This window comes from Halomonas mongoliensis (assembly GCF_052496345.1).
In genome coordinates, this window is the sequence record NZ_CP199288.1 from 1,281,787 (window position 1) to 1,302,887 (window position 21,101).

The window sequence follows — 21,101 nt, forward strand, 5'->3', positions numbered from 1 at the left end:
CCCCGGCAGGCGATAAGTTCCCCGTTCGGAGGGCGTCCTGCCATGGCCAGAAGCATCATCAAGCGCATCTATGTCCCCGCCCATGTCCGCCAGCTGCCCAGCGGGGAGCGTGTCCGGGTCCCGGGCCACTACAAGGCCCCGCCGACCTGCCGGTGACCAGCGCCGCAGTCCGCGGCGAAGCTCGGCTATACTGGCGGACAGTCTGCCCCGACCGGGGAGAGCCGTCATGTCTTCGTCAGCCCACCACCTCTGGCCCACCCTGCTGCTGGCCTTCGGCCTTGCCGCCGCGGCGGTGACCTGGGCTCAGGCGCCACCCCTTGACGAGGAGGCGACGCCGCCTCTCTCCCCCGTCGAGGAGGTCACCTTCGCCTGGGAACACGGTGTGGAGAGCCTGAGAGTCCGGGATCTCGAAGGCCGTGAACTCGACGCCGAGGTCGAACCGCTACCTCAGGAGCCGGGGCGCGTCAGCCTCAGAGTGCCGACCCTGGGCCCCTTCGTGGTCAAGGGCGACGCGATGGAGACTCGTCGCCTCACCTCGGAAGAGCGCCAGGTGCTGCCGGGAGGGCTCTTCCTGCCACCCACCGACGAGCCCGCCGAGGTCATGGTGCCACCGGGGCTCGGCATCACGCCGCTGCCGCCACTGCCACCTAGGCTGGCCACCTGGCTGCGCCTCACCGCCGTGGCGAGCCCGGTGCCCGCCACCTGGAACCCCTTGACCGGAACCTACCACATCGAGCTCAGCTTCGGCGTTCACCCCTCCGACGAGGATCGCTTCTCCCCGGGCCAGACGCTCGAACAGCCCATCGAGGTGAGGATAGGCCTACGGGGCCTCACCACCCGTGAGGCGCTCTCTCCTCTGCTGATCGAGGCGCCCGGGCTGGCCAACGAGCAGTCCCTGGTGCTCGACTTCCTGCCCTCGACCGCGAGACCCACTCTGGAGGTCAGGTCCACCCTATCGGACGTCAACCTGGAGCTCGAGGCCTTGCCCCGGCTGGAGGTGCGCCCGGAGTCGACCAGCATGGTGGGGCTCGGGCTGTCCCGGATGGTCGTCAATGTCGAGCAGGTGGCACCCCACGGCGAACCGCTAAGGGTCACGCACCCCACCCGCATCGCCCTGACGGTCGACGGACCCGCAACGCCCGATCCCAGCGAGCTGCACCTCGAACCGGAGGAGTCCACGGCCGCATTCGACCTGCGCTCCTCCGGCCTGGCACCACTGACCGTCACGGCCGTCGCCGGCAGCCTGAGGGGTGAGGCGACCATCCAGCAGCGCGCACCCTGGGGGCCGATCTTCGCCGCCCTGTTCGGGGGCGCCCTGGGCGGGTTCGGCCGTCGCTTCATCAAGGGAGCCGGCAAGACATCGACACCGCTGCGCCTGCTCGAGGGGGGCATGGTGGCCCTCGTCGCCTACGTCGCCGGGGTGCTCGGCGTCGGCTATCTGGCCTTGCCGGCGGCGGTGGTCGCCACCGAGGCCGGCGCCTTCCTGACCGGCGCCCTGAGCGGCTTAATCGGCGTGAACGTGCTGGAACGCCTCCAGGGCAAGGCGTCGGCGCAGGCCGGCTAGCTGCCGGCCTGGCTGACGCGAGCGGGCCGCCCGAGGGCGGCCCGCTAGGTGACTGGTCTGGATGGTGGCCCCGCTATCCCTTGGGCCCCAGCAGCAGCCAGATGATCAGCCCCAGCAGCGGGAAGAACAGCAGGATCAGGATCCACAGCAGCTTGGCCACGGGCCCCGCGGAACTCTTGGCCACCTTGACGATGGCCAAGATGACGATGATCAGCCAGATCAGGCCCAGCAGGCCTCCTACCTCGATACCCATTCGACCTCTCCTTGTCCATTCGGCGGATTGCCCCTTTCATGGGTAGCACAGCGCACCACCGGGAGACAAAGGAAGCCGGGTAGCGAAATGTGACGGGGTGTTCGCGCGCTCAGTCGGGCGGCAGGTGGCCCACCTTCACATAGATCAGCGCTCCCTCCTCGCCCGTGAAGGGCGTGTGCTGGCTGCCATGGGGGCTGCGCAGCCAGCTGCCGGCCGGGTAGGCCCCGTGCTCGTCGTGGAAGACGCCCTCCAGCACCAGGATCTCCTCGCCGCCCCAGTGGGCGTGGGTCTGGAAGCGAGTGTTGGGCGCCCAGCGCACCAGCGCCACGTGCTCGCCCTCGAAGTCGTGCAGGGGCATCACCTCGAGCCCCTCCACCAGCCCCGGGCGCCATCCGGCCGAGCGGGTATCGATCACCTTCTGCTCGGTATCCTCGGGGGAGAACTGGTGCAGCTTGACGAAGATCGTCGCGCCCTGCTCCCCCACCCGGGGGGCGTGGGCGGTGCCGATGGGGTTGCGCAGGTAGCTGCCCGCCGGGTAGCGGCCGTGCTCGTCGGCGAACTCCCCCTCCAGCACCAGGATCTCCTCGCCGCCGCCATGCTCATGGGACGGGAAGGTGCTGTTGGGCGCATAGCGCACCAGGGAGGTGGCCCGGGCCACCTCCTCGCCGATGCGATCGAGCATCATCCGCTCGACCCCCGCCATGGGCGAGTCGACCCAGCGGTAGGCCTCGGGGGTGACCACCACCCGCTGGTCGAAGTCGGCATTGAGTCGCATGGCACTCTCCTCAGTGTTGGCTTGCAGGGCCGGACGAGGGCCCCGCCGTGTGGGTCGGACCGCCGGCATCGCCCGGCGTTCCCGGCAGCCGCCACCACGCCGGCAGCCGGGCGCGCACCTCGGGCCGAGCGAAGCGGTCGTCCATCAGCACCACCACGCCTCTGTCCTCGAGGCCGCGGATCACCCGGCCGGCGGCCTGCACCACCTTGATCAGCCCCGGCACCCGGTAGGCGTAGTCGTCGCCGCGGCCGAAGCGCGCCTGAAGCCGTGCCTTCAGGGCCTCGTTGAAGTCGTCGAAGGGGGGCAGGCCGAGGGTGGCGACGAAGGCGCCGATCAGCCGCTCTCCCGGCAGGTCGACCCCCTCGGCGAAGGCGCCGCCCAACACCGCGAAGCCGATGCCCTGCCCCGCCGGCGTGAAGCGGGCCAGGAAGGCGTCGCGCTCGGCCTCGGCCATGCCGCGGCGCTGCGCCCAGGTCGGAATAGTCGGATGCGCTTCGGCGAAGGCCGCCCGCGCCTGCTCCAGGTAGGCGAAGCTGCTGAAGAAGGCCAGGTAGTTGCCGGGGCGACGGCGGTACTGGCCGGCCAGCTCGGCGACGATGGGCGCCACCGAGGCCTCGCGATCCCGCAGCCGGGTGGAGATATCGGCGCGGATGCGTACCTCCAGCTGGTCGGCGGCGAAGGGCGAGGCCACCGACTGCCAGACCGTTCCCGCCGGCAGGCCCAGCAGGTCGCGGTGGTAGCCGGGCGGGGCCAGGGTCGCCGAGAAGAGCACCGCAGCGTGGGCCGCCGCGAAGCGCGGGGCGAGGAAGTCCGCCGGCACCAGGTTGCGCAGGCCCAGCACGGCCCGGCCGCGGCCGTGGCGGGCCAGGTCGCAGAGCGAGTGGTCGCCGAAGGCCTCCGCCAGGCGGGTGAAGGCCAGCGCCTCGAAGAGCAGCTCCTGAAGCTCGAGGCTCGCCCCCTCGGGGTGCTCGCCCAGGTAGTCGGTGATGGCGCTGGCCGCCCCCTGCAGGGCGCCCACCATGGCAGACGGCAGGGCATCGAGCACCCGGTAGGCCGGCCGCCCCGTCTCGCCGGCCTCGGCGAGCCCCGCCTCCTTCACCAGGCCCTGCCACCGGCGGGCCAGGCGCGCCAGTGGCAGGGAGAGCGCCGCCGGCGCACTGCGGCGCAGGCGGGCGAGCCGGCGCTGGTCGAGCTCGGCGCTGTACATGCCCCGGGCCCGCTCCACCAGGTTGTGGGCCTCGTCTACCAGCAGCCCCACCCGCCAGCGGTGGGCCACCGCCAGGCCGTGGAGCTGCGCGTTGGCGTCGAACCAGTGGTTGACGTCCCCCACCACCACATCGCACCAGCGCGCCAGCTCCTGGCCCAGGTAGTAGGGGCAGACGCCGTGCTGGCGGGCCACCTCGCGCAGCGCCTCGCGATCCAGCCAGCCACGCTCCACTGCCGCCTGGCGCGCCGCCGGCAGGCGGTCGTAGAAGCCCGCCGCCAGGGGACAGGCCTCGCCGTGGCAGGCTCGGCCGGGATATTCGCAGGCCTTCTCCCGGGCGGTGAGCTCCAGCACCCGCAGCAGCAGTCGCTCGGACACCGCTTCCGAGGGTCCGCCGCCCGGCTCGCCCTCCGCACCGGTCGCAGGCCTGGCCCCCAGCTGGCGAAGCGCCGATAGTGCCAGGGCCCGCCCCGGGGTCTTCATGGTCAGAAACAGCACTCGGTCGAGGTCGTGGCGAGGCATCGCCTTGAGCAGGGGAAAGAGGGTGCCGAGGGTCTTGCCGATGCCGGTGGGGGCCTGGGCCAGCAGGCAGCGGCCGGTGGCCGCGGCCTTGTAGGCGCCCTCGGCCAGCGCCCGCTGCCCGGGGCGGAAGTCGGCATGGGGAAAGGCGAGCCCCAGAAGGGCGGCATCCCGCCGCGCGCGGTGCGCCGCCTCCCGCTCGGCCCAGGCGCGGTAGCGCCGGCACAGCGCGGCGAGGAAGGCGGTAAGCTCCGCGGCATCAAGGCGCTGCTCGAGGCGGGTCTCCCGGCCGCTGCCCACCTCCAGGTAGATCAGCGCCAGGGTGGTCTCGGCCAGGCCCCGCTCGGCGCAGAGCAGCGCCCCGTAGGCCTTCGCCTGGGCCCAGTGCAGGGCGCGCTGGTTTTCCGCCATGCGCGAGAGGTCGCCGCGGTGGGTCTTTACCTCCTCCAGGCAGCGGGCGCCCGGATCATAGCCATCGGCCCGCCCGCGCACCTCGAGCCCCTCGACCACGCCCGAGAGCGCCACCTCGCGCTGGTAACCCTCGCCGCGGCGGCGGGCGATCTCGGCGTGGCCGGCGATGCCCTCCTCGGCGCTGGGCGCCGGGGTGAAGCGGTGGTCGAGATCCCCCTCCCGGGCGGTGACGTCGCACAGGGTGCGCACCGCCACCCGCAGGCGTCGCGCCTCGCTCATGCGGGGTCCGCCCATGCGGGGTCCGCCCAGTGCACCTGGCAGACCGCGACGGGGATGCCCTGCTCCCGGAAGAAGGCGAGCCAGCGGCGCTGGTTGTCCTGGAGGCGGTCGCCGGGGCCCTTCACCTCGATCAGCCGGTAGCGGGGCTCCCCGGCGGGCGCCTCGGGGAAGAACTGGATCAGGTCCGGCAGGCCGGCGCGATTGGCCTTGAGGTCCCCCAGCAGCCGTTCGAAGCAGGCGCGCAGGTGCTCGGCGGGCAGGCAGTCGAGCGAGAGCGACAGCAGCGCCTCGTCCAGCGCCCCCCAGTGCACGAAGGGGTTGGCGAGCCCCTGCTTCTCCCGCCAGGTGGCGAGGATCGCCGGGCGATGGCGGCCGTCGTCGAGGCGCGCCAGGCACGCCTCGAAGCGGTCGCGGCGGCGGGCCACGAACCCCTCCCGGTAGAGGTCCGCCGGGCCGCTGTGGAAGGGGTGGAAGAAGGCGCCGGGCAGGGGCGCGAAGAGCGCCTCCCAGCAGAGCAGGCCGAAGAGCCCGGTGAGCAGGGTGTTCTCCACGTAGGCCACCGGGGCGTCGTCCCGGGCCAGGTGCTCACCCGCCGCACGCTCGACGCTGGAAGAGCGCGGCAGACAGCACTCGAAGCGCTCGGGATCAGGCGCTGCCTCCCGGGGCAGCGGTGTGAGCCCCAACCGGCGCCGCAGCCGGGGGCGAAGCCGCGCGAGGGCCTGGGCCTCCGCCTCCCCCGGTGACCCGCCGGCGAGGGCCTCGGCCAGTTCATGGGCCTCGGCGTGCTCGCCCCGGCGCTCCAGCAGGCGCAGGTGGCGGATGCGCGCCTCGACGCTGCCGGTCTCCGCCGGCCAGCCCGCCAAGCGGTAGAGCCCAAGGGCCCGCTCGCCCTCCCCGTCCCGCTCCGCCTGACGGCCCAGGGCCAGCTCCAGGCGCCGACGCCGCGCCGCAAGCCAGGGGTTGTCCGCCGGCACCGGAGGCAGTTCGGCCGCCAGCATCGACGCGGGCTCGCCGGCGTCGAGCCGCTCGCGCAGCCGATGCAGCGCCAGGTAGGCGTCCACCTCCTCACGGCGCTGGAAGGCCCGGGACTCGGCACCGAAGGGCACCCGCTCGAAGCGCTGCACCCCGAGCTCGGCGAGCACGAAGTCGGACCAGTCCTGGCGCAGGTTGCCGAAGAACATCAGCCGAAGGCGGTCGCAGGTGGCCATCACGGTGAGACGCACCACCCGATCCGGCGCCGCGGGCCACCAGGTACTCAACGGTCGCGCCTCGAGGCGCCGCGGGGCCAGGGCATCGAAGAGCGCCCCCTTGCTGAGCCTGGCCGGCAGGCCAGCGGCGCAAACCTCCTCGGCCAGGGCGGCGCGCAGCTCCGGCAGGCGCAGCTGGGCGAAGAGGACCTCCAGAGAGAGGGCGGGAGCCGACTCGACCAGGCCGGCGGCCACCAGAGGCGCCAGGGCCGCCTCGCCAGGGTCGCTCGCGGCGCTGTCGCCGGTCTCGGCTCTGTCTGCGGTATCGGCGCTGACCTCGGCGCTGATCTCGGGATAGACGAGCTTCGAGGTGCGAAAGTGCTCGCCGCGGCGCATCACCATGCGCACCAGAAGCGCCCGGGAGGCCCGGGGCAGCGCCGCGAACTCGGCCAGGAAGGCCAGCTCCTCGTCGCTCAAGAGGTCGCCATGGCGCTCGGTCACCCAGCCCAGCACGAACTCGAAGTTCGTCAGGTAGTAGAAGGGATCCTCGAGAGGGGCCGCGACGCTCACCCGGCTAGAGCCCCTCGGCGAGCCTGGCGATCACCTCGGCGGCGGGCACCTCGCGGCAGCGGCTGGCGTTCTGGCCGGCCCAGAGCGGGGAGAAGTCGCCGCTGCCCCGGGCCTCGGCGGCGGCGCGCAGCGGGGCGATGGCGGCGGTGGCCAGGGGGAAGGCCGGAGCGGCATCGCTCATCGGCCCCAGCTCGCGCATCAGCCGAGTGACGATGCCCCGCGCCGGACGCCCGCTGTAGAGGTTGGTCAGCGCCGTATGGCGGGCGGCGTCGCTCATCAGCGCCCGGCGGTGGAGCGCCGAGATGGTGGACTCGGGGCAGCAGAGCAGGGCCGTGCCCACCTGCACCGCCTCGGCCCCCAGGGCCCGGGCCGCCGCCACGCCGCGGGCATCGGCGATGCCGCCGGCGGCGATCAGCGGCAGGTCCACGGCCTCGCGCACCTGGGGCAGCAGCGCGAAGGTGCCCACCTGGGTGGTGATCGCCTCGGCCAGGAACATGCCGCGGTGGCCGCCCGCCTCCAGCCCCTGGACGATGATGGCATCGGCATCGTGGGCCGCGAGCCACTCGGCCTCCGCCACCGTGGTGGCCGAAGCGAGCACCCTGGCGCCCCAGGCCTTGACCCGCTCGAGCAGCGCGGCCTCGGGCAGCCCGAAGTGAAAGCTCACCACCTCGGGGCGGAAGGGCGCGATGGCATCGCAGGCCGCCGCATCGAAGGGACGCCGCCCCGGCCCTGCCGGCACCGCGCCGATATCGAGGCCGAACTCGGCGTAGTAGGGAGCCAGCGCCGCCTGCCAGCGCGTCTGGGCGTCGGCATCCGGCGCGGGCGGAGCATGGCAGAAGAAGTTGACGTTGACGGGGGCGTCGGTGGCGGCGCGAAAGGCGGCCAGCTCCTCGGCCATGGCCTCGGGCGAGAGCATGGCGCAGGGCAGCGCACCGAGGCCGCCGGCTCTGGCCACGGCGATGGCGAGCGCACTGCCCTGGGCGCCCGCCATGGGGGCCTGGAGGATGGGCAGCGCGATGCCGAGGGTCTGGATCAGGCTCATCGGGGTTCTCCCGGATCTTGTGGAACGTCGTGTGGAACGTCGGGCTCTGCGTCACGACGCCAGGGCCGTCGGGGCCCCAGGGTATCGGCCACGAAGGCGCCACGCTCCCCGCGGGGACGCGGCTCGCCGACGGTGGTATCGCGACGGGTCTGGCGCTCCATTTCACCGTTGATCTCAGCCCCCAGCAAGACGACGAAGGCCGATAGCCAGAACCAGAGCATCAGCACCACCACGGCGCCGAGCGACCCGTAGAGCTCGCTCAGGGTGGCCATGCGCCCGACGTAGAAGGAGAGCCCGGCGGAGCCGGCCAGCCACAGCAGGGTGGCGGTGACGGTACCGACGCTGACCCACTCCCAGCGCGGCGAGCGTCGGTAGGGGGCGAAACGGTAGAGCACCGCGATCACCAGCATCATCAACAGCAGCAGCGCCGACCAGCGCGCCAGCCCCACCAGCAGGGCCGGCGTGCCCGCCAGGCCAAGCGCACCGCTGGCCAGGGGAAAGAGCGCCACCACGACAACGGTCACCAGGGTCAGCACGATCAGCCCCAGGGTCAGGGCGGTGACCACCAGCAGGCGCCCCAGCAGGCCGCGCCGCTCCTCCTCGCCATAGACCAGATTGAGGGCGATGATCAGGCCGCGCACCCCCTTGGAGGCCACGAACAGGGCCACCGCCAGGCTACCCAGGGCGGTGAGGCTGAGGCCGGTGGGGGTATTGTCGCCGATCTCCCGGGCCTGGTGCTCGATCAGGCCCGCCGCCTCGGGAGGCAGGTAGCGCGCCAGCTCGCTGATCTGGCGCGCCATGTCCTGGGGATCGAACACCAGGGCCCACAGGGAGATGACCGCCGCGATGGCGGGAAACACCGAGAGCAGCGCATGGAAGGCGATGCCGGCGGCCAGGAGATTGACCCGATCATCGGTCAGCTGCTCCTTGACGCGCCACAGGATATCGAGCCAGCCGCCGCCGGGAATCTGCACGGGGCGAATGGCGCGACGTCCGCGATGGGGTGAAGCCATGGACACCTCAGTTCGAGCCGGCGGGGTGCAGCACCATCCGCGCATCGCGGATCTGGATATCGAAACGATTGAGGAAGCTCATGCCGAGCAGGGCCACCTCGCCCTCCATGCCGGGGCTGATGGAGCCGCGCACCTCCCGAGCCGAAAAGCCCCCAAGGCTCACCTCGTCAAGGGTAGTCAGATCGCCCCGCACCCGGCCATTGGCGGTGTTGAACCAGGCGCTGCCGGTGGCCTCCAGGCCCAGGCGCTCGGCCAGCCCCGAGGAGACGGCCACATAGGTGGCCCCGGTATCGAGCAGAAACTCCACCGGCTCGCCGTTGATGCGCCCGGTCGCCACGAAGTGGCCGCCGCGGTTGCGCTCCAGCACCAGCGGCTCGCCGTCGCTGGTCACCGCATTGACCAGGTGGGCGTTGGGGTTGCGCTGCTCCTCCAGGTAGCCGTGAAACCACCAGGTTCCGGCGCCGATAAACAGCATCCAGAACAGCAGCATCATGCCGAGCCCGGTGCGCCGCACTGCTCTATTGTCATCGCTCATGGCACGCCTCCCGGGGCGTTGGTGGCCTTTGACACGCCCGCGTTGACACCTCACTCCCCCCTGACTGTACTGAATGCCGTCCAGCCGGACACCCGTTCAATCACAAGGATAACGCCCCATGCCGGACAGCACTCAGCTTTCGACTCTCGCCAGCCACCATCATTCCCTCACCACGCCTCACGTTCCTGCTCGAACACCCCTTGACGTCCACGCCTCCTTGCGCGCTTCGCCCGGACGGGCCCTGGCCTTGGGCCTCTGCCTGGGAGCGGCACTGCTGATGGCGGGCGCGGCCCACGCCTGGGATGGCCTTGTCGAGAAGCAGGTCTTCGAGATGGAGGAATACACCACCCGCGGCGGCGAGACCATCGCGGACCTGGCGGTGGGTTGGGAGGCCTACGGCACCCTCAACGAGGCCCGGGACAACGCCATCCTGATTACCCACTTCTTCTCGGGCACCAGCCACGCCGCCGGCCGCTACGAGGAGGAGGGGCCCGCCGGCTACTGGGACAGCATCATCGGCCCCGGCAAGCCGCTGGATACCGACGAGTACTACATCATCGCCTCGGACACCCTGGTCAACCTCAACGCCCATGCCCCCAAGGTAACCACCACCGGTCCGGCCTCGACCCACCCCGAGACCGGAGAGCCCTGGGGCCTGGACTTCCCGGTAGTGACCATCGGCGACTTCGTCGACGTCCAGAAGGCGCTGCTGGAGAGCCAGGGCATCGAGCGGCTGCACGCCGTGATGGGCGCTTCCATGGGGGCGCTGCAGGCCTACGAGTGGGCCAGCACCTACCCGGAGCGGGTCGAGCGGCTGATTCCGGTGATCGGCGCCGGCGAAGCCGACCCCTGGCTGCTGGCCACCCTCGCCGCCTGGGCCGCGCCGATCCGCATGGATGCCAACTGGAACGGCGGGGACTACTACGACGGCGAACCGCCCCTGGACGGCCTGCGCGAGGCGCTCAAGCTGGTCACCCTCAACGCCAACCACTGGCAGTGGGCCAACGAGACCTTCGACCGCAGCTGGGCCGACGAGGAGGCCGATCCCGCCCGGGACCTCGACGCCCGCTACGCCATCGAGCAGACCCTGGACGATATCGCCGCGGCTCGCGCCGAGGTGGCCGACGCCAATCACCTCCTCTACCTGGTGCGCGCCAACCAGACCTTCATGGCCGGCTACGGCGAGAGCCTGGAGGCAGGCCTGGCCGCCATCGAGGCGCCGACCCTGATGCTCTACAGCGAGGATGACCTGGTCTTCGCCCCCCAGAGCGTGCGGCGCACCGCCGAGCTGATCGCCGCCGACGGCACCCCGGTGGAGCTGGTTCCCCTCACGGGCACCCGCGGCCACCTGGATGGCGTGGTGGCCATCGACCAGGCCGGGGATCGCCTGCGCGCCTTCCTGGCGCACTGACCTCACCACACTCCGAAAGCGCCGAACCGGCGCGCAGTGGCCGCCTCAGCGGCCATTGCGCGCCTCCCACTCCGCCGCCGCCCGCTGGCCCCGGGCCTGGTCGACGAACAGGCAGATCAGGATGGCGACGAGGAAGAGCGCGGCGCAGAGCAGGATCGAGGCCTGCAGCCCCACCACCGACTGCAGCAGGCCGAGGGCCACGATGCCGAAGACCCCGGCCAGCTTGTTGGCCAGGCCCCAGAAGCCGAAGAACTCGGCGGCCTTGCGGGTCGGTGAGAAGAGCCCCACCAGGGCGCGGCTGGCCGACTGGCTGGAGCCCAGCGAGAGCCCCGCCAGGCAGCCGACGAACAGAAAGAGGTGCTGGGCCTCCCAGCCGAGCTCGAAGCGCGCATTGAGGAAGGCGGTAACCTCAGGGGTCGCCCAGATGGCGACGATCGCCGCCACCCAGAGTCCCAGGGTGAAGAGGTAGGTGACCTTGGTGCCGATGCGGTCCTGGATGAAGCCGAAGCCCAGGGCCCCTGCCGCCGCGGTGATCTGCACGATGATGAACATCAGGTTGCGAATCGACTCGTCCCAGCCGATCACCTGGGCGCCGTAGATGAAGGCGAAGGCGATGATGATGTAGACCCCGGCCATGGAGAAGAGCAGCGAGACCAGGAAGATACCCAGGTCCCGAAAGCGCCGGAGCTCATGCAGGGTGGTGGAGACCCGCTCCCAGGCGATCTCCCGGTAGGGCTTGCCCGGCGGCTGAGGGGTGCCGCGCTCCTTCACCCACAGGAAGGTGGGGATGGCGGTGACCAGGAAGAAGGCCGCCGCGAAGGGCCCCACCCAGCGGATGCGCTCGAAGTTCTCGGCGGTGGCCTCGCCCAGGGCCACCAGGGTGAAGCCCGCGGCGAAGAGCCCGCCCACGTAGCCCAGGGCCCAGCCGAAGCCGGAGATCTTGCCGAGATCCTGCGGCGGCCCCAGGTCGGGCAGGAAGGCGGCGATGAAGGACTCCCCCATGGAGTAGGCGTAGTTGGAGACCACGATCAGCAGCAGCCCCAGCACCACGTAGCCCGGCGCCACGAAGTAGAGCATGGCGGTGGTCGCCACGGTAGCCAGGTAGCTGGCGAACAGGAAGCGCTTTTTGGAGGCCTGGTAGTCCATCACCGCCCCGCACAGGGGGCCGGTGATCACCACCAGCAGGTAGCTGGTCGCCAGCGCCAGGCTCCACAGGAAGTTGGCCAGCCGGTAGCCGTCGCCGCGGTCGCCGACGATCACCGTGGTGAAGAGCTCGCCGAACACCACGGTGATGATCAGCAGGGTGTAGGCCTGGTTGGCAAAGTCGAACATCGCCCAGCCGAGGATCTCCTTGCGCGAGGCGCGGGTCCGCGGCGGGGCGGCGCTGGTCAGGGTACTCATCGGGGGTTCCTTGCAGGGAGAGGCTCAGCGTGCCAGCAGGGTCATGAGCAGGGCCATGCCGCCCACCAGGAGCGCCACGATCACGGCGATATCCACCAGACGGTCGAGCCAGCGATCAAATCCGGCCCCGCCGGGCAGGCCTGGGCCACGCCGCGGCTGGCGGCGCCGAGTAGCCCCGCGGCGGGGGCCGCGGGCAGTGGGCATCATCGACATGGTCGAAATCCGTTTTCACCATTTCCCTGAGCTTACGGCCTGGGCCGCCGCCAGGCCAGTGGCGACGGCCCAGGTCGATGGCGCTACGTCAGCCTTCGCGAGCGGCTAGATGCCTTCGCGACGGTTGATGCGGCGGTTGACCACGTTGGGGGCCCGACGCAGACGCTCCTCCTCCCCGAGCTGCTCGGCCTCGAAGGCGTCTGCCCCCACCGGGGTCTCGCCGTGGCGGCGATAGAGCTGGGTCAGCATCGCCTTGCGGTCGGCGCGAAGCTCGCGCACCAGCACGATCACCATGCCGTAGAGGATAAAGGTGAAGGGCAGCGCCGCGAGAACCGAGGCCGACTGCAGGCCGGTCAGGCCGCCGGCGGCGATCAGCGTCAGGCAGATGGCGGCGATCAGCACGCCCCAGATCACCCGCTTGTAGAGGGGCGGGTTGATGGAGCCGTTGTCGGTCATCTGGGCAACGATGTAGGAGGCGGAGTCCGCCGAGGTGACCAGGAAGATGAAGATCAGCATCATGGCCACCACCGAGAGCAGGCCGCTGAAGGGCATCAGGGCGAACATCTCGAACAGCGCCACGGTGATGTTGGCCTGGGTGGCCGCGGCCAGCCCCACGTCGCCGTTGAGCTCCATGTTGAGCGCCGCACCACCGAAGACACCGATCCACAGGCAGGCCAGCAGCGGCGGCACCACCAGCACGCCGAACACATACTCCTTGATGGTGCGCCCCCGGGAGACCCGCGCCACGAAGGTGCCCACGAAGGGCGACCAGGCGATGACCCAGGCCCAGTAGAAGATGGTCCAGCTGCTCGCCCAGGTGTTGTCGCTGTAGGGCGAGATGCGCAGGCTCATGCCGATGAAGTTCTGCAGGTAGTCGCCAAGCCCCAGGGTGATGGTCTCGAGGATCGCCACCGTGGGGCCGGTGATCAGCACGTAGAGCATCAGGCCGATGCACAGGACCATGTTGAGGTTGGAGAGGCGCTTGATCCCCTTGTCCAGACCCGACCAGGTGGAGGCCATGTAGGCGAGAAACATCACCAGCAGGATCAGGAACTGCCAGAGCACCGACTCCGGCAGGCCGAAGACGGCATTGAGTCCACCGTTCATCTGCAGCACGCCGAGGCCCAGAGAGGTCGCCACCCCCATCACCGTGGCCACCACCGCGAAGATATCCAGCGCCGGCGCATAGCGACGCGCACCGGGATGCTTGGCGGTCACCGAGGAAAGCACCGAGGAGACCAGGCCCGCCTGGCCCTTGCGGAACTGGAAGTAGGCGATGATCAGCCCCACCACCGAGAAGGCCGCCCACTGGTGGATGCCCCAGTTGAAGTAGGCGTACTGGATGGCATAGCGGGCGGACTCGGTGGTCTCGGCCGGCACGTCGCCGTAGGGCGGATCGATATAGTGGAACATCGGCTCGGCCATCCCGTAGAAGACCAGGCCCACGCCGAAGCCCGCGGCCAGCAGCATGCTCACCCAGGAAAAGAAGCTGAAGCTCGGGGTGCTGTCCTGGGGGCCCAGGCGGATCTTGCCGTACTTGCTGAAGGCCAGGCCCAGCAGGAAGATGACGAAGCCGAAGACGGAGAAGAGATAGAACCAGCCGAACAGCTGGGTAACGGCCCCCAGGGCGGCACTGGCCGTGTTGCCAAAGCCCTCCGGGAAGGCCGCCCCGACCGCGACCAGCGCCAGGATGATGAGTGCAGAGACGGTAAAGACCGTCTTTCCTCCATGGTCTGCCATGCAAGAGTCCCTTTGTGAAGGTGTTGTACAAGATCATGGTATCAGCTCATCTCGGCATTGCCATGACGATCCAACCGCTTACCCGCCTCCGCGAGCGCTATGGCATAGCCCTTGCGTCAGGATTGCATGATGCGCCTGCCGCCCCCATCCTGGCGATAGTAAGCAGGCCAACTTTCTGGAGGACTCATGCCCCGCCTCGCCGATACCCCCCTCTCCGTTCTCGACCTGGCACCGATCCGCGAGGGTGGCAGCGCGGCGGACAGCTTCCGTGAGAGCGTCGCCCTGGCCCGGCTCACCGAGCGGCTGGGCTACACCCGCTTCTGGCTCGCCGAGCACCACAGCATCGAAGGCATCGCCAGCGCCGCCACCGCAGTGCTGATCGGGCATGTGGCCGGCGCCACCCAGCGCATTCGGGTGGGCAGCGGCGGCATCATGCTGCCCAACCACCCCCCGCTGGTGATCGCCGAGCAGTTCGGCACCCTGGAGACCCTCTACCCCGGGCGCATCGATCTGGGGCTGGGCCGCGCCCCGGGCTCGGACGGCGCCACCATGGCCGCCATGCGCCGGGACCCCTACGCCGGCGTGGAGGACTTCCCCCAGCGCCTGGAGGAGCTGCAGGGCTTTCTCGGCGACGAGCAGCCCGGCCAGCGCGTACGGGCGGTGCCCGGCCAGGGCACCAGGGTGCCGATCTGGCTGCTCGGCTCCAGCGGCTACAGCGCCCAGCTGGCGGCCCGCCTGGGCCTGCCGTTTGCCTTCGCCGCCCAGTTCGCCCCGGGTTATCTCTTCGAGGCGCTGCGCCTCTATCGCGACAACTTCCGCCCCTCGGAGGTGCTGGAGCGGCCCCACGCCATGGTCGGCCTGCCGGTGATCGCCGCCGAGAACGACGCCCACGCCGAGTATCTGGCGACCACCGCCCGCCAGAAGTTCCTGGGCATGATTCGCGGCCAGCGTACCTGTGCGAAGCCGCCGGTGGAGCACCTGGAGATGACGCCCATGGAGGAGAACCAGCTGCAGCAGTTCCTGGGCGCCGCCATCGTCGGCGGCCCCGAGACGGTGCACGATGGCCTGGAGGCCTTTCTCGAGCAGACCGGCGCCGACGAGCTGATGCTCAATACCGACGTCTATACCCTGGAGGATCGCCTGAGAAGCTACGAGATCGTCGCCGAGGTGTGGCGGGGATGACGCGGCCATCCCGCCGGCCGGGAACAAAACGGGGCACGGCTTCTCCAAGAGGCAGCCACTTACGCGGCGCCAGACGCCGCTCTACCGGAGACGTTGATGAGTGACTCCCAGGGGCCCCACCAGGATCCGCGCCGCAATATCGCCTGGCGCACCGCCCAGCAGTGGCAGCAGCGCGCCCGCCAGAGCCGGGGCGGCGGCCTGCTCGACAGCCTCAAGATGCTGCTGGCCTGGCTGCTGTTCGGCGCCATGATGATCGTCGCCCTGGTGCTGGGGCTCTTCTTCCTGCTGCTGGGGTGGGCGCTGATGCCTCTGCTGCGCTACCGGCTAAAGAAGCGCATGGAGCAGATGCGCGCCGACCAGGCCGAGGATGCGGGCGGCGGCTTCCACTACCGTGAGACTCGCTATCGCGAGACCCAGGGCGCAGACGGCAGCTACCGCGAACAGCAGGTGCTGGAGGGGGACTACGAGGTAAGAGAAGACGAGCGCCCTGGAAGCGAGCGGGACGCCCCCCGCTAGCGGCTCCGCCGACGCCAGAACGAAGATGACCCGCCTCGGCGGGTCATTTCGTTCGTGATGATGGCAAGGGAGCGTCGACGACTCAGTGACGCCGCAGCGCCTCCAGCGTCGCCGCGTTGGGGCAGAAGCCGCACGCCTCGGCGGCCGGCTCGCTGGCCAGCACCCGCTTGCAGCGGGCCTTCTCCGGGCAGCGCGAGCAGACCCGCTCCAGGTCGCGGCGCACGCCGGGGCCGGCCAGGATGGTGTCGGCATGCTCGACGCCGTACACGTCCATCATGCGCGGCAGCTGCTCCAGGGGCGAGCGCTCCCCGGACCAGAAGAGCGATTCGTCGAGGCGTGCCAGCCCCAGGTCGCGCAGCCGCAGCTCCTGCTGGTCAGCGTCCAGGGCGTTCCAGGCCTGGCGCTGCTGGCGGCAGCGCCAGGCGTGGGCCACGCGGCGCATGGCAGAGGTGATAGCGAGCATGGGGAACCCCTCGTTGGTGATTCGATCCTCCCAGCCTAGCCCACCTCAGAAGGCCAGAAATTGATCCGCATCAGCCCTTTGGCCTGAGCACCGCCACCGGGCAGCACGCCTCGTGGAGCACCTCGTGGCTGACGCTGCCGGCCACCACTTGGGAGAGGCCGCTGCGCCCGTGAGTGGTCATCGCCAGCAGGACATCGCGACTGTCGGCCAGGTAGCTGACGATGGCATCGGCCGGATCACCGTGAAGCACCTCCCAGTCCGCCTCGATATGATGTTCTCTCTCCAGCCGCCGCGCCAGGCCGTGTACATAGCCGGACTCCATCACGTCCCCCGAGCCGCCCTCCCCCGCGGCGGCGGCCATGGCGCTGGCGTCGATCACCTGCAGCAGCTGCAGGCGCGCCCCGAAACCCTCGGCCAGCGCCACCGCATGGGGCAGTATCGCCTCGGAGAGCGCAGAGCCATCCACGCAGGCCATGACCACCTCCACTCGGGCGTGACGCTCGGGCGCGTAGCGGGGCCCGCACAGCAGGACCGGGCGACTGGCGCGGCGCACCACCCCGGCGGTGACGCTGCCGATCAGCATCTCGGGGACAGGGCGACGGCCGTGGGCCCCCATGCACAGCCCCACCTCCTCACGGTCCGCCAGCCTGGCCAGGGCATCCTTGGCACTGTCATCGACCACCACGCCGATGGCGATATTGTCGGCCTCTGCCCCCAGCTCGCGGCCGAGGCGTGACGTCAGGGCCTCCCGGCGCCGATCGGCCTGAGCCCCGTCGGCCACCACGGAGACTATCTCCAGGGGGGTCCCCCGCTGGGCCGCCAGGCGTCGCCCCAGGGCCAGGCCCCTCAGCGAATCATCGGTCTCATCCATGGCTACATAGAACGTCTGCATCTGGACTCTCCTCATGGGTACGGGGCAGCGGAGTGCCCCGAACCGTCTGTACGTGGCGCCTGGCGCCTATTGTTGCTTCTCGGAAGCCGCCGCAGTGGCATCCCGCCGCGACAGCGTGAAGGGGCGATGCAGCAGCTGGTAGGCCAGGGCCCCCACCACCACGCCCCAGAAGGCGGAGCCAAGCCCCAGGAAGCTGATCCCGGAGGCGGTGGCGATAAAGGTGATCACCGAGGCCTCCAGGTGGTCCCTGTGGGCGGAGAAAGCGCTAACGTTGCTGGTGATGGCGCCGATCAGCGCCAGCCCCGCCAGGATCGCCACGAACTCGCCGGGCAGGGAGGTAAAGAGCAGCACGATGGTGCCGGCGAAGGTGCCGCCCACCAGGTAGAAGAGGCCGTTGGCCACCCCGGCCACGTAGCGCTTGTCGGGATCCTCGTGGGCCTCCTTGCTGGTACAGATCGCCGCGGTGATGGCCGCCACCACCGTGGTGATGCCGCCGAAGAAGGCGGTGGCAAAGGAGGTCAGGCTGGTCACGGTGACGATGGGCTTGGCCGGCGTGCTGTAGCCGGAGGTGCGCAGGATCGCCATGCCCGGCAGGAACTGCCCGGTGAGACTGACCAGCACCAGCGGGATCGCCAGGCTGAGCGTCGCGTTCCAGGTCCATTCGGGGCGGATGAACTGCGGCTCGGCCATCCTCACCGACACGCCCTGCAGGCTCGCGCCCTCCAGCACCACGGCCAGCGCCACGCCGACGATCAGCAGCAGGATCAGGCTGTAGCGCGGTGTGAGCCGCTTGAAGGCCAGGTAGGCGATCACCATGCCGATGGCGAGCGCCGGCACCGACTCCAGAGAGACGAAGACCCCCACGCCGAACTGGAACAGGATGCCCGCCATCATGGCGCTGGCGATGCCCGGCGGGATCGCCTGGACGATGCGGTCGAAGGAGCCGGTGATGCCCACCACAAAGATAATCGCCGCGGCGGTGAGGTAGGCCCCCACCGCCTCATTGAGCGACAGGCCCGGGAACAGGGTGACCAGCAGCGCCGTTCCCGGTGCCGACCAGGCCGTCACCACCGGCACCTTCAGCCACAGGCTGAGCAGGATGCCGGAGGCGGCGGCGCCGATGGAGATCGCCCAGACCCAGGAGGTCATCATGGCCGTGGAGATCTCCGCGCTCTGGGCGGCCTGGAAGAAGATCGCCAGGGGCCCCGCGTAGGAGATCAGCACCGCCACGAAGCCCGCCGTGACGGCGGGGATCGACCAGTCCTTGTGTAATTGCATCATTGGCTCCGTGTTGTGTAGCAGGCTGGGCGTCAGGCGACGCCAAGATGAGTGTCGAGTATCGACGGATCCTCCCTGAGCCCCTGGGAGTCACCGCTGTAGACCACCTCGCCCTTGACCAGCAGCAGGTGCTTGTCGGCCACCTCCAGCAGGTTGTCGATGTTCTTGTCGACGATGATGCTGGCGATGCCGGAGGCCTTGATTTCGCGGATGATCTTCCAGATCTCGTCACGGATCAGCGGCGCCAGGCCCTCGGTGGCCTCGTCCAGGATGACCATGTCGGGGTTGGTGGTCAGCGCCCGGCCGATGGAGAGCATCTGCTGCTCGCCCCCGGAGAGGAAGGAGCCGTCGTGATTGATGCGCTGGCCGAGCCGCGGGAAGGTGTCCAGCACCCGCTCGAGGGTCCACGGCGATTCGCCGCGCTCGTTGGGGCGCGCCGCCATGATCAGGTGCTCGCGCACGCTGATGCCGGGGAAGATGCCGCGCCCCTCGGGCACGTAGCCGATGCCCTGGCGGATCAGCTGCCACGGGCGCCGCCTGGCGGTGGGCTTGCCCTTGATGCTGACCTCGCCCTCCCGCGGCGGCACGAAGCCGAGGATCGACTTCAGGGTGGTGGTCTTGCCCATGCCGTTGCGTCCCATCAGGCTCAGGGTCTCGCCGGGCATCAGGCGCAGGTCGACGCCATGCAGGACATGGCTCTCGCCGTAGTAGGTGTGCAGGCCCCGCGCATCGATCAGCGGGGCCGAAGCCCCCGAGGCGGAAGCCCGCGGATTGGTTATGGATAGAGCGCTCATGCGGCGGACTCCTCATGGTGACGGCCAAGGTAGACATCCCGAACCCGTTCGCTTGCCCGGATCTGGGCGGTGGGACCGGTCTCCAGCACGCAGCCGTCGACCATCACGGTGATGCGATCGGCCAGGCGGAACACCGAGTCCATGTCGTGCTCGATCAGCACCAGCGGATAGCGGTCCGAGAGCCCCTTGAGCAGCTCGGTGACCTGGGCGGTCTCCTCGCGGCCCATGCCGGCCATGGGCTCGTCGAGCAGCATCAGCTTGGGCGCGGTGGCTAGCACCATGGCGATCTGCAGCTGGCGCTGCTCGCCGTAGCTCATCGCCGAGGCCGGGGTATGGGCGCGATGCACCAGTTGGCAGGTCTCCAACACCTCCAGGGCGCGCTGGTCCACCTCGAGGGCCCGGTGGCGCGAACGCCAGCTGCCGAAGACGCCGCCCAGGTGGATGCGCGCCGCCAGCTGGCAGTTCTGCAGGCAGGTGAGGCGCGGGAAGATGTTGGTCTTCTGGTGGCTGCGGCCGATGCCCATCCGGGCGATCTGGCGCGCCTTCCTGCCCTGGATCGGCTGCCCCTGGAAGAGGATCTCGCCTTCGGAGGGCGGGAACTCCCCTGAGAGCAGGTTGATCAGGGTGCTCTTGCCCGCCCCGTTGGGGCCGAGAATGGCGTGGATCTCGCCCTGGCGGAGCGTGAAGTCGACGTCGTTGACCGCCACCAGGCCGCCGAAGCGGCGGGTCAGGCCGCGGGTCTCCAGCAGTGCACCGTGCTGTGGGGTGGAACTCATGGCTCAGCCCTCCTTGCTGGTGGTAGATACGGCAGGCTTGGCCGCCTCGGGTGGCGTGGCGGTCGGCTCACGCTTCAGCCACTTCAGCAGCGGCGACTTGGCCAGCGACTCGCGATTCGGCGGGTCGATGATCAGCCCGGCGATGCCGCGGGGCAGCACCAGCACGGCGAGGATGATGGTGATGCCCATCAGAATCGGCCAGTGGGTGGTCATGTGCTCGAAGGTGTGCTGCAGGATCTCGTAGACGAAGGCGCCGAGGATGGGGCCGAAGATGGTGCCCATGCCGCCCAGGATCAGCATCATCAGCACCTCGCCTGAGGTGTGCCAGCCGAGCTGCGCCGGGTTGGCGAAGCCGTACTGCATGGCCGCCAGCATGCCGGCGATGGAGGCCATCACCCCGGAGATCACGAAGGCGACCAGCTTGTAGTGGCTGGTGGCATAGCCCAGCGCCTCCATGCGGTGCTCGTTGTCATGGATGCCGTCGAGCACCTGGCCATAGAAGGAGCGCGTCAGCCAGCGCAGGAAGAGGTAGCCCACCACCACCATGGCCAGGCAGACATAGAAGAAGGTCAGCGGGTTGTCGAGGTCGAGCAGCACGGTGCCGCCGATCTCCACGCTGGGCCGGAACATGATGAAGACTCCGTCGGTGCCCCCGGTATGTCGCGAGGTGTTGACGAAGTAGTAGAGCATCTGGCCGAAGGCCAGGGTGGTCATGATGAAGAAGATGCCCTTGGTGCGGATGACCAGGAAGCCCACCACCAGCGCGGCCAGGGCCGAGATCAGCATCACCAGCGGCATCATCCACCAGATGGCGGCAGGGCTGAAGGCGGGACTGGCCAGCGCCAGGGTGTAGGCACCGAGGCCGAAGAAGAGGGCGTGGCCGAGGCTGACCAGGCCGACGATCCCCACCAGCAGATCCAGGCTCATGGCGAACAGCGCCAGGATCAGCATCAGGGTCATCTTTTCCATCATGAAGTCGCTCTGGGCGCCGAACACGAGCGGCCCCCACAGCGGAAAGATGGCAACGAAGGCGGTCAGCACCAGCATGATGATGACGACGCGCTTGGGATAGCGATGCAACAT

General features: G+C 69.9%; 20 protein-coding genes. 4 read left to right on the plus strand and 16 right to left on the minus strand.

Features of this window, described 5'->3' with window-relative positions; translation table 11 throughout:
• Positions 1-226 precede the first annotated feature (226 nt).
• A complete protein-coding gene (locus tag ACRYRV_RS05955; RefSeq protein WP_444985673.1) occupies positions 227-1,564 on the plus strand; it encodes a TIGR04086 family membrane protein in 1,338 nt (445 codons plus the stop codon).
• Between the two features lie 73 nt (positions 1,565-1,637).
• On the opposite strand, the gene ACRYRV_RS05960 is transcribed toward ACRYRV_RS05955, so the two are convergent.
• The 7 genes from ACRYRV_RS05960 to ACRYRV_RS05990 all read right to left on the minus strand — a co-directional run bounded on the left by ACRYRV_RS05960 (position 1,638) and on the right by ACRYRV_RS05990 (position 9,352).
• Positions 1,638-1,817 (minus strand): PLDc N-terminal domain-containing protein, encoded by a 180-nt coding sequence (locus ACRYRV_RS05960; protein ID WP_444985672.1) that lies wholly within the window; start codon positions 1,815-1,817, stop codon positions 1,638-1,640.
• Between the two features lie 109 nt (positions 1,818-1,926).
• Complete coding sequence (locus tag ACRYRV_RS05965; RefSeq protein WP_253448826.1) at positions 1,927-2,592, minus strand: cupin domain-containing protein; 666 nt, start codon at positions 2,590-2,592, stop codon at positions 1,927-1,929.
• A 10-nt stretch (positions 2,593-2,602) separates the two neighbouring features.
• Positions 2,603-5,005, minus strand: a complete 2,403-nt coding sequence (locus tag ACRYRV_RS05970; RefSeq protein ID WP_444985671.1) for an ATP-dependent DNA helicase — start codon at positions 5,003-5,005, stop codon at positions 2,603-2,605.
• On the minus strand, positions 5,002-6,762 hold the full coding sequence (locus ACRYRV_RS05975; RefSeq protein WP_444985670.1) for a VRR-NUC domain-containing protein: 1,761 nt from the start codon (positions 6,760-6,762) through the stop codon (positions 5,002-5,004). Before ACRYRV_RS05975 ends, ACRYRV_RS05970 begins: the two co-directional genes overlap by 4 nt.
• Before the next feature lie 4 nt (positions 6,763-6,766).
• On the minus strand, positions 6,767-7,804 hold the full coding sequence (locus ACRYRV_RS05980) for an NAD(P)H-dependent flavin oxidoreductase (protein WP_444985669.1): 1,038 nt from the start codon (positions 7,802-7,804) through the stop codon (positions 6,767-6,769).
• Positions 7,801-8,817 carry a YihY/virulence factor BrkB family protein gene (locus ACRYRV_RS05985; RefSeq protein ID WP_253448815.1) on the minus strand — a complete coding sequence of 339 codons (1,017 nt, stop codon included), beginning with the start codon at positions 8,815-8,817 and terminating at the stop codon, positions 7,801-7,803. Before ACRYRV_RS05985 ends, ACRYRV_RS05980 begins: the two co-directional genes overlap by 4 nt.
• A gap of 7 nt (positions 8,818-8,824) precedes the next feature.
• Positions 8,825-9,352 (minus strand): retropepsin-like aspartic protease family protein, encoded by a 528-nt coding sequence (locus ACRYRV_RS05990; RefSeq protein WP_444985668.1) that lies wholly within the window; start codon positions 9,350-9,352, stop codon positions 8,825-8,827.
• A 247-nt stretch (positions 9,353-9,599) separates the two neighbouring features.
• On the opposite strand from ACRYRV_RS05990, the gene ACRYRV_RS05995 reads away from it, so the two are divergent.
• Positions 9,600-10,763 (plus strand): E22 family MetX-like putative esterase, encoded by a 1,164-nt coding sequence (locus ACRYRV_RS05995; RefSeq protein ID WP_444985667.1) that lies wholly within the window; start codon positions 9,600-9,602, stop codon positions 10,761-10,763.
• 45 nt (positions 10,764-10,808) lie between these two features.
• Here the strand turns inward: ACRYRV_RS05995 and ACRYRV_RS06000 are convergent, their stop codons facing one another.
• The 3 genes from ACRYRV_RS06000 to ACRYRV_RS06010 form a co-directional block, all read right to left on the minus strand.
• Positions 10,809-12,164: an MFS transporter gene (locus ACRYRV_RS06000; RefSeq protein WP_444985666.1), complete on the minus strand. Its 1,356-nt coding sequence runs from the start codon at positions 12,162-12,164 to the stop codon at positions 10,809-10,811.
• 24 nt (positions 12,165-12,188) lie between these two features.
• On the minus strand, positions 12,189-12,377 hold the full coding sequence (locus ACRYRV_RS06005; RefSeq protein ID WP_253448803.1) for a hypothetical protein: 189 nt from the start codon (positions 12,375-12,377) through the stop codon (positions 12,189-12,191).
• 105 nt (positions 12,378-12,482) lie between these two features.
• A complete protein-coding gene (locus ACRYRV_RS06010; RefSeq protein WP_309637051.1) occupies positions 12,483-14,117 on the minus strand; it encodes a BCCT family transporter in 1,635 nt (544 codons plus the stop codon).
• 186 nt (positions 14,118-14,303) lie between these two features.
• On the opposite strand from ACRYRV_RS06010, the gene ACRYRV_RS06015 reads away from it, so the two are divergent.
• Both ACRYRV_RS06015 and ACRYRV_RS06020 read left to right on the plus strand, forming a co-directional pair.
• Positions 14,304-15,299, plus strand: coding sequence for an LLM class flavin-dependent oxidoreductase (locus ACRYRV_RS06015; protein ID WP_444985665.1), 996 nt, complete (start codon positions 14,304-14,306; stop codon positions 15,297-15,299).
• A 96-nt stretch (positions 15,300-15,395) separates the two neighbouring features.
• Positions 15,396-15,815, plus strand: coding sequence for a hypothetical protein (locus ACRYRV_RS06020; RefSeq protein ID WP_444985664.1), 420 nt, complete (start codon positions 15,396-15,398; stop codon positions 15,813-15,815).
• Between the two features lie 82 nt (positions 15,816-15,897).
• Here the strand turns inward: ACRYRV_RS06020 and ACRYRV_RS06025 are convergent, their stop codons facing one another.
• From ACRYRV_RS06025 to ACRYRV_RS06050, 6 genes are all read right to left on the minus strand, one after another.
• Positions 15,898-16,278: a DUF6455 family protein gene (locus ACRYRV_RS06025; RefSeq protein ID WP_444985663.1), complete on the minus strand. Its 381-nt coding sequence runs from the start codon at positions 16,276-16,278 to the stop codon at positions 15,898-15,900.
• 70 nt (positions 16,279-16,348) lie between these two features.
• Complete coding sequence (locus ACRYRV_RS06030) at positions 16,349-17,170, minus strand: universal stress protein (protein ID WP_444985662.1); 822 nt, start codon at positions 17,168-17,170, stop codon at positions 16,349-16,351.
• A 66-nt stretch (positions 17,171-17,236) separates the two neighbouring features.
• Complete coding sequence (locus ACRYRV_RS06035; protein WP_309637046.1) at positions 17,237-18,448, minus strand: benzoate/H(+) symporter BenE family transporter; 1,212 nt, start codon at positions 18,446-18,448, stop codon at positions 17,237-17,239.
• 32 nt (positions 18,449-18,480) lie between these two features.
• Positions 18,481-19,242, minus strand: a complete 762-nt coding sequence (locus ACRYRV_RS06040; RefSeq protein WP_444985661.1) for an ABC transporter ATP-binding protein — start codon at positions 19,240-19,242, stop codon at positions 18,481-18,483.
• The gene (locus ACRYRV_RS06045) at positions 19,239-20,018 is read right to left on the minus strand and encodes an ABC transporter ATP-binding protein (RefSeq protein ID WP_444985660.1); all 780 of its coding nucleotides are present in this window, start codon (positions 20,016-20,018) and stop codon (positions 19,239-19,241) included. Before ACRYRV_RS06045 ends, ACRYRV_RS06040 begins: the two co-directional genes overlap by 4 nt.
• 3 nt (positions 20,019-20,021) lie before the next feature.
• Positions 20,022-21,101 carry a branched-chain amino acid ABC transporter permease gene (locus ACRYRV_RS06050; RefSeq protein ID WP_444985659.1) on the minus strand — a complete coding sequence of 360 codons (1,080 nt, stop codon included), beginning with the start codon at positions 21,099-21,101 and terminating at the stop codon, positions 20,022-20,024.

Bases quoted from the DNA above. Each gene is read 5' to 3' on its own strand.
- ACRYRV_RS05965 (WP_253448826.1), bottom strand. From the start codon at position 2,592: ATGCGACTCAATGCCGACTTCGACCAGCGGGTGGTGGTCACCCCCGAG.
- ACRYRV_RS05955 (WP_444985673.1), top strand. From the start codon at position 227: ATGTCTTCGTCAGCCCACCACCTCTGGCCCACCCTGCTGCTGGCCTTC.
- ACRYRV_RS06005 (WP_253448803.1), bottom strand. From the start codon at position 12,377: ATGTCGATGATGCCCACTGCCCGCGGCCCCCGCCGCGGGGCTACTCGG.
- ACRYRV_RS06040 (WP_444985661.1), bottom strand. From the start codon at position 19,242: ATGAGCGCTCTATCCATAACCAATCCGCGGGCTTCCGCCTCGGGGGCT.
- ACRYRV_RS06035 (WP_309637046.1), bottom strand. From the start codon at position 18,448: ATGCAATTACACAAGGACTGGTCGATCCCCGCCGTCACGGCGGGCTTC.
- ACRYRV_RS05960 (WP_444985672.1), bottom strand. From the start codon at position 1,817: ATGGGTATCGAGGTAGGAGGCCTGCTGGGCCTGATCTGGCTGATCATC.
- ACRYRV_RS05970 (WP_444985671.1), bottom strand. From the start codon at position 5,005: ATGAGCGAGGCGCGACGCCTGCGGGTGGCGGTGCGCACCCTGTGCGAC.
- ACRYRV_RS05980 (WP_444985669.1), bottom strand. From the start codon at position 7,804: ATGAGCCTGATCCAGACCCTCGGCATCGCGCTGCCCATCCTCCAGGCC.
- ACRYRV_RS06045 (WP_444985660.1), bottom strand. From the start codon at position 20,018: ATGAGTTCCACCCCACAGCACGGTGCACTGCTGGAGACCCGCGGCCTG.
- ACRYRV_RS06020 (WP_444985664.1), top strand. From the start codon at position 15,396: ATGAGTGACTCCCAGGGGCCCCACCAGGATCCGCGCCGCAATATCGCC.
- ACRYRV_RS06025 (WP_444985663.1), bottom strand. From the start codon at position 16,278: ATGCTCGCTATCACCTCTGCCATGCGCCGCGTGGCCCACGCCTGGCGC.
- ACRYRV_RS06030 (WP_444985662.1), bottom strand. From the start codon at position 17,170: ATGCAGACGTTCTATGTAGCCATGGATGAGACCGATGATTCGCTGAGG.
- ACRYRV_RS06010 (WP_309637051.1), bottom strand. From the start codon at position 14,117: ATGGCAGACCATGGAGGAAAGACGGTCTTTACCGTCTCTGCACTCATC.
- ACRYRV_RS05990 (WP_444985668.1), bottom strand. From the start codon at position 9,352: ATGAGCGATGACAATAGAGCAGTGCGGCGCACCGGGCTCGGCATGATG.
- ACRYRV_RS05985 (WP_253448815.1), bottom strand. From the start codon at position 8,817: ATGGCTTCACCCCATCGCGGACGTCGCGCCATTCGCCCCGTGCAGATT.
- ACRYRV_RS06015 (WP_444985665.1), top strand. From the start codon at position 14,304: ATGCCCCGCCTCGCCGATACCCCCCTCTCCGTTCTCGACCTGGCACCG.
- ACRYRV_RS06000 (WP_444985666.1), bottom strand. From the start codon at position 12,164: ATGAGTACCCTGACCAGCGCCGCCCCGCCGCGGACCCGCGCCTCGCGC.
- ACRYRV_RS06050 (WP_444985659.1), bottom strand. From the start codon at position 21,101: ATGTTGCATCGCTATCCCAAGCGCGTCGTCATCATCATGCTGGTGCTG.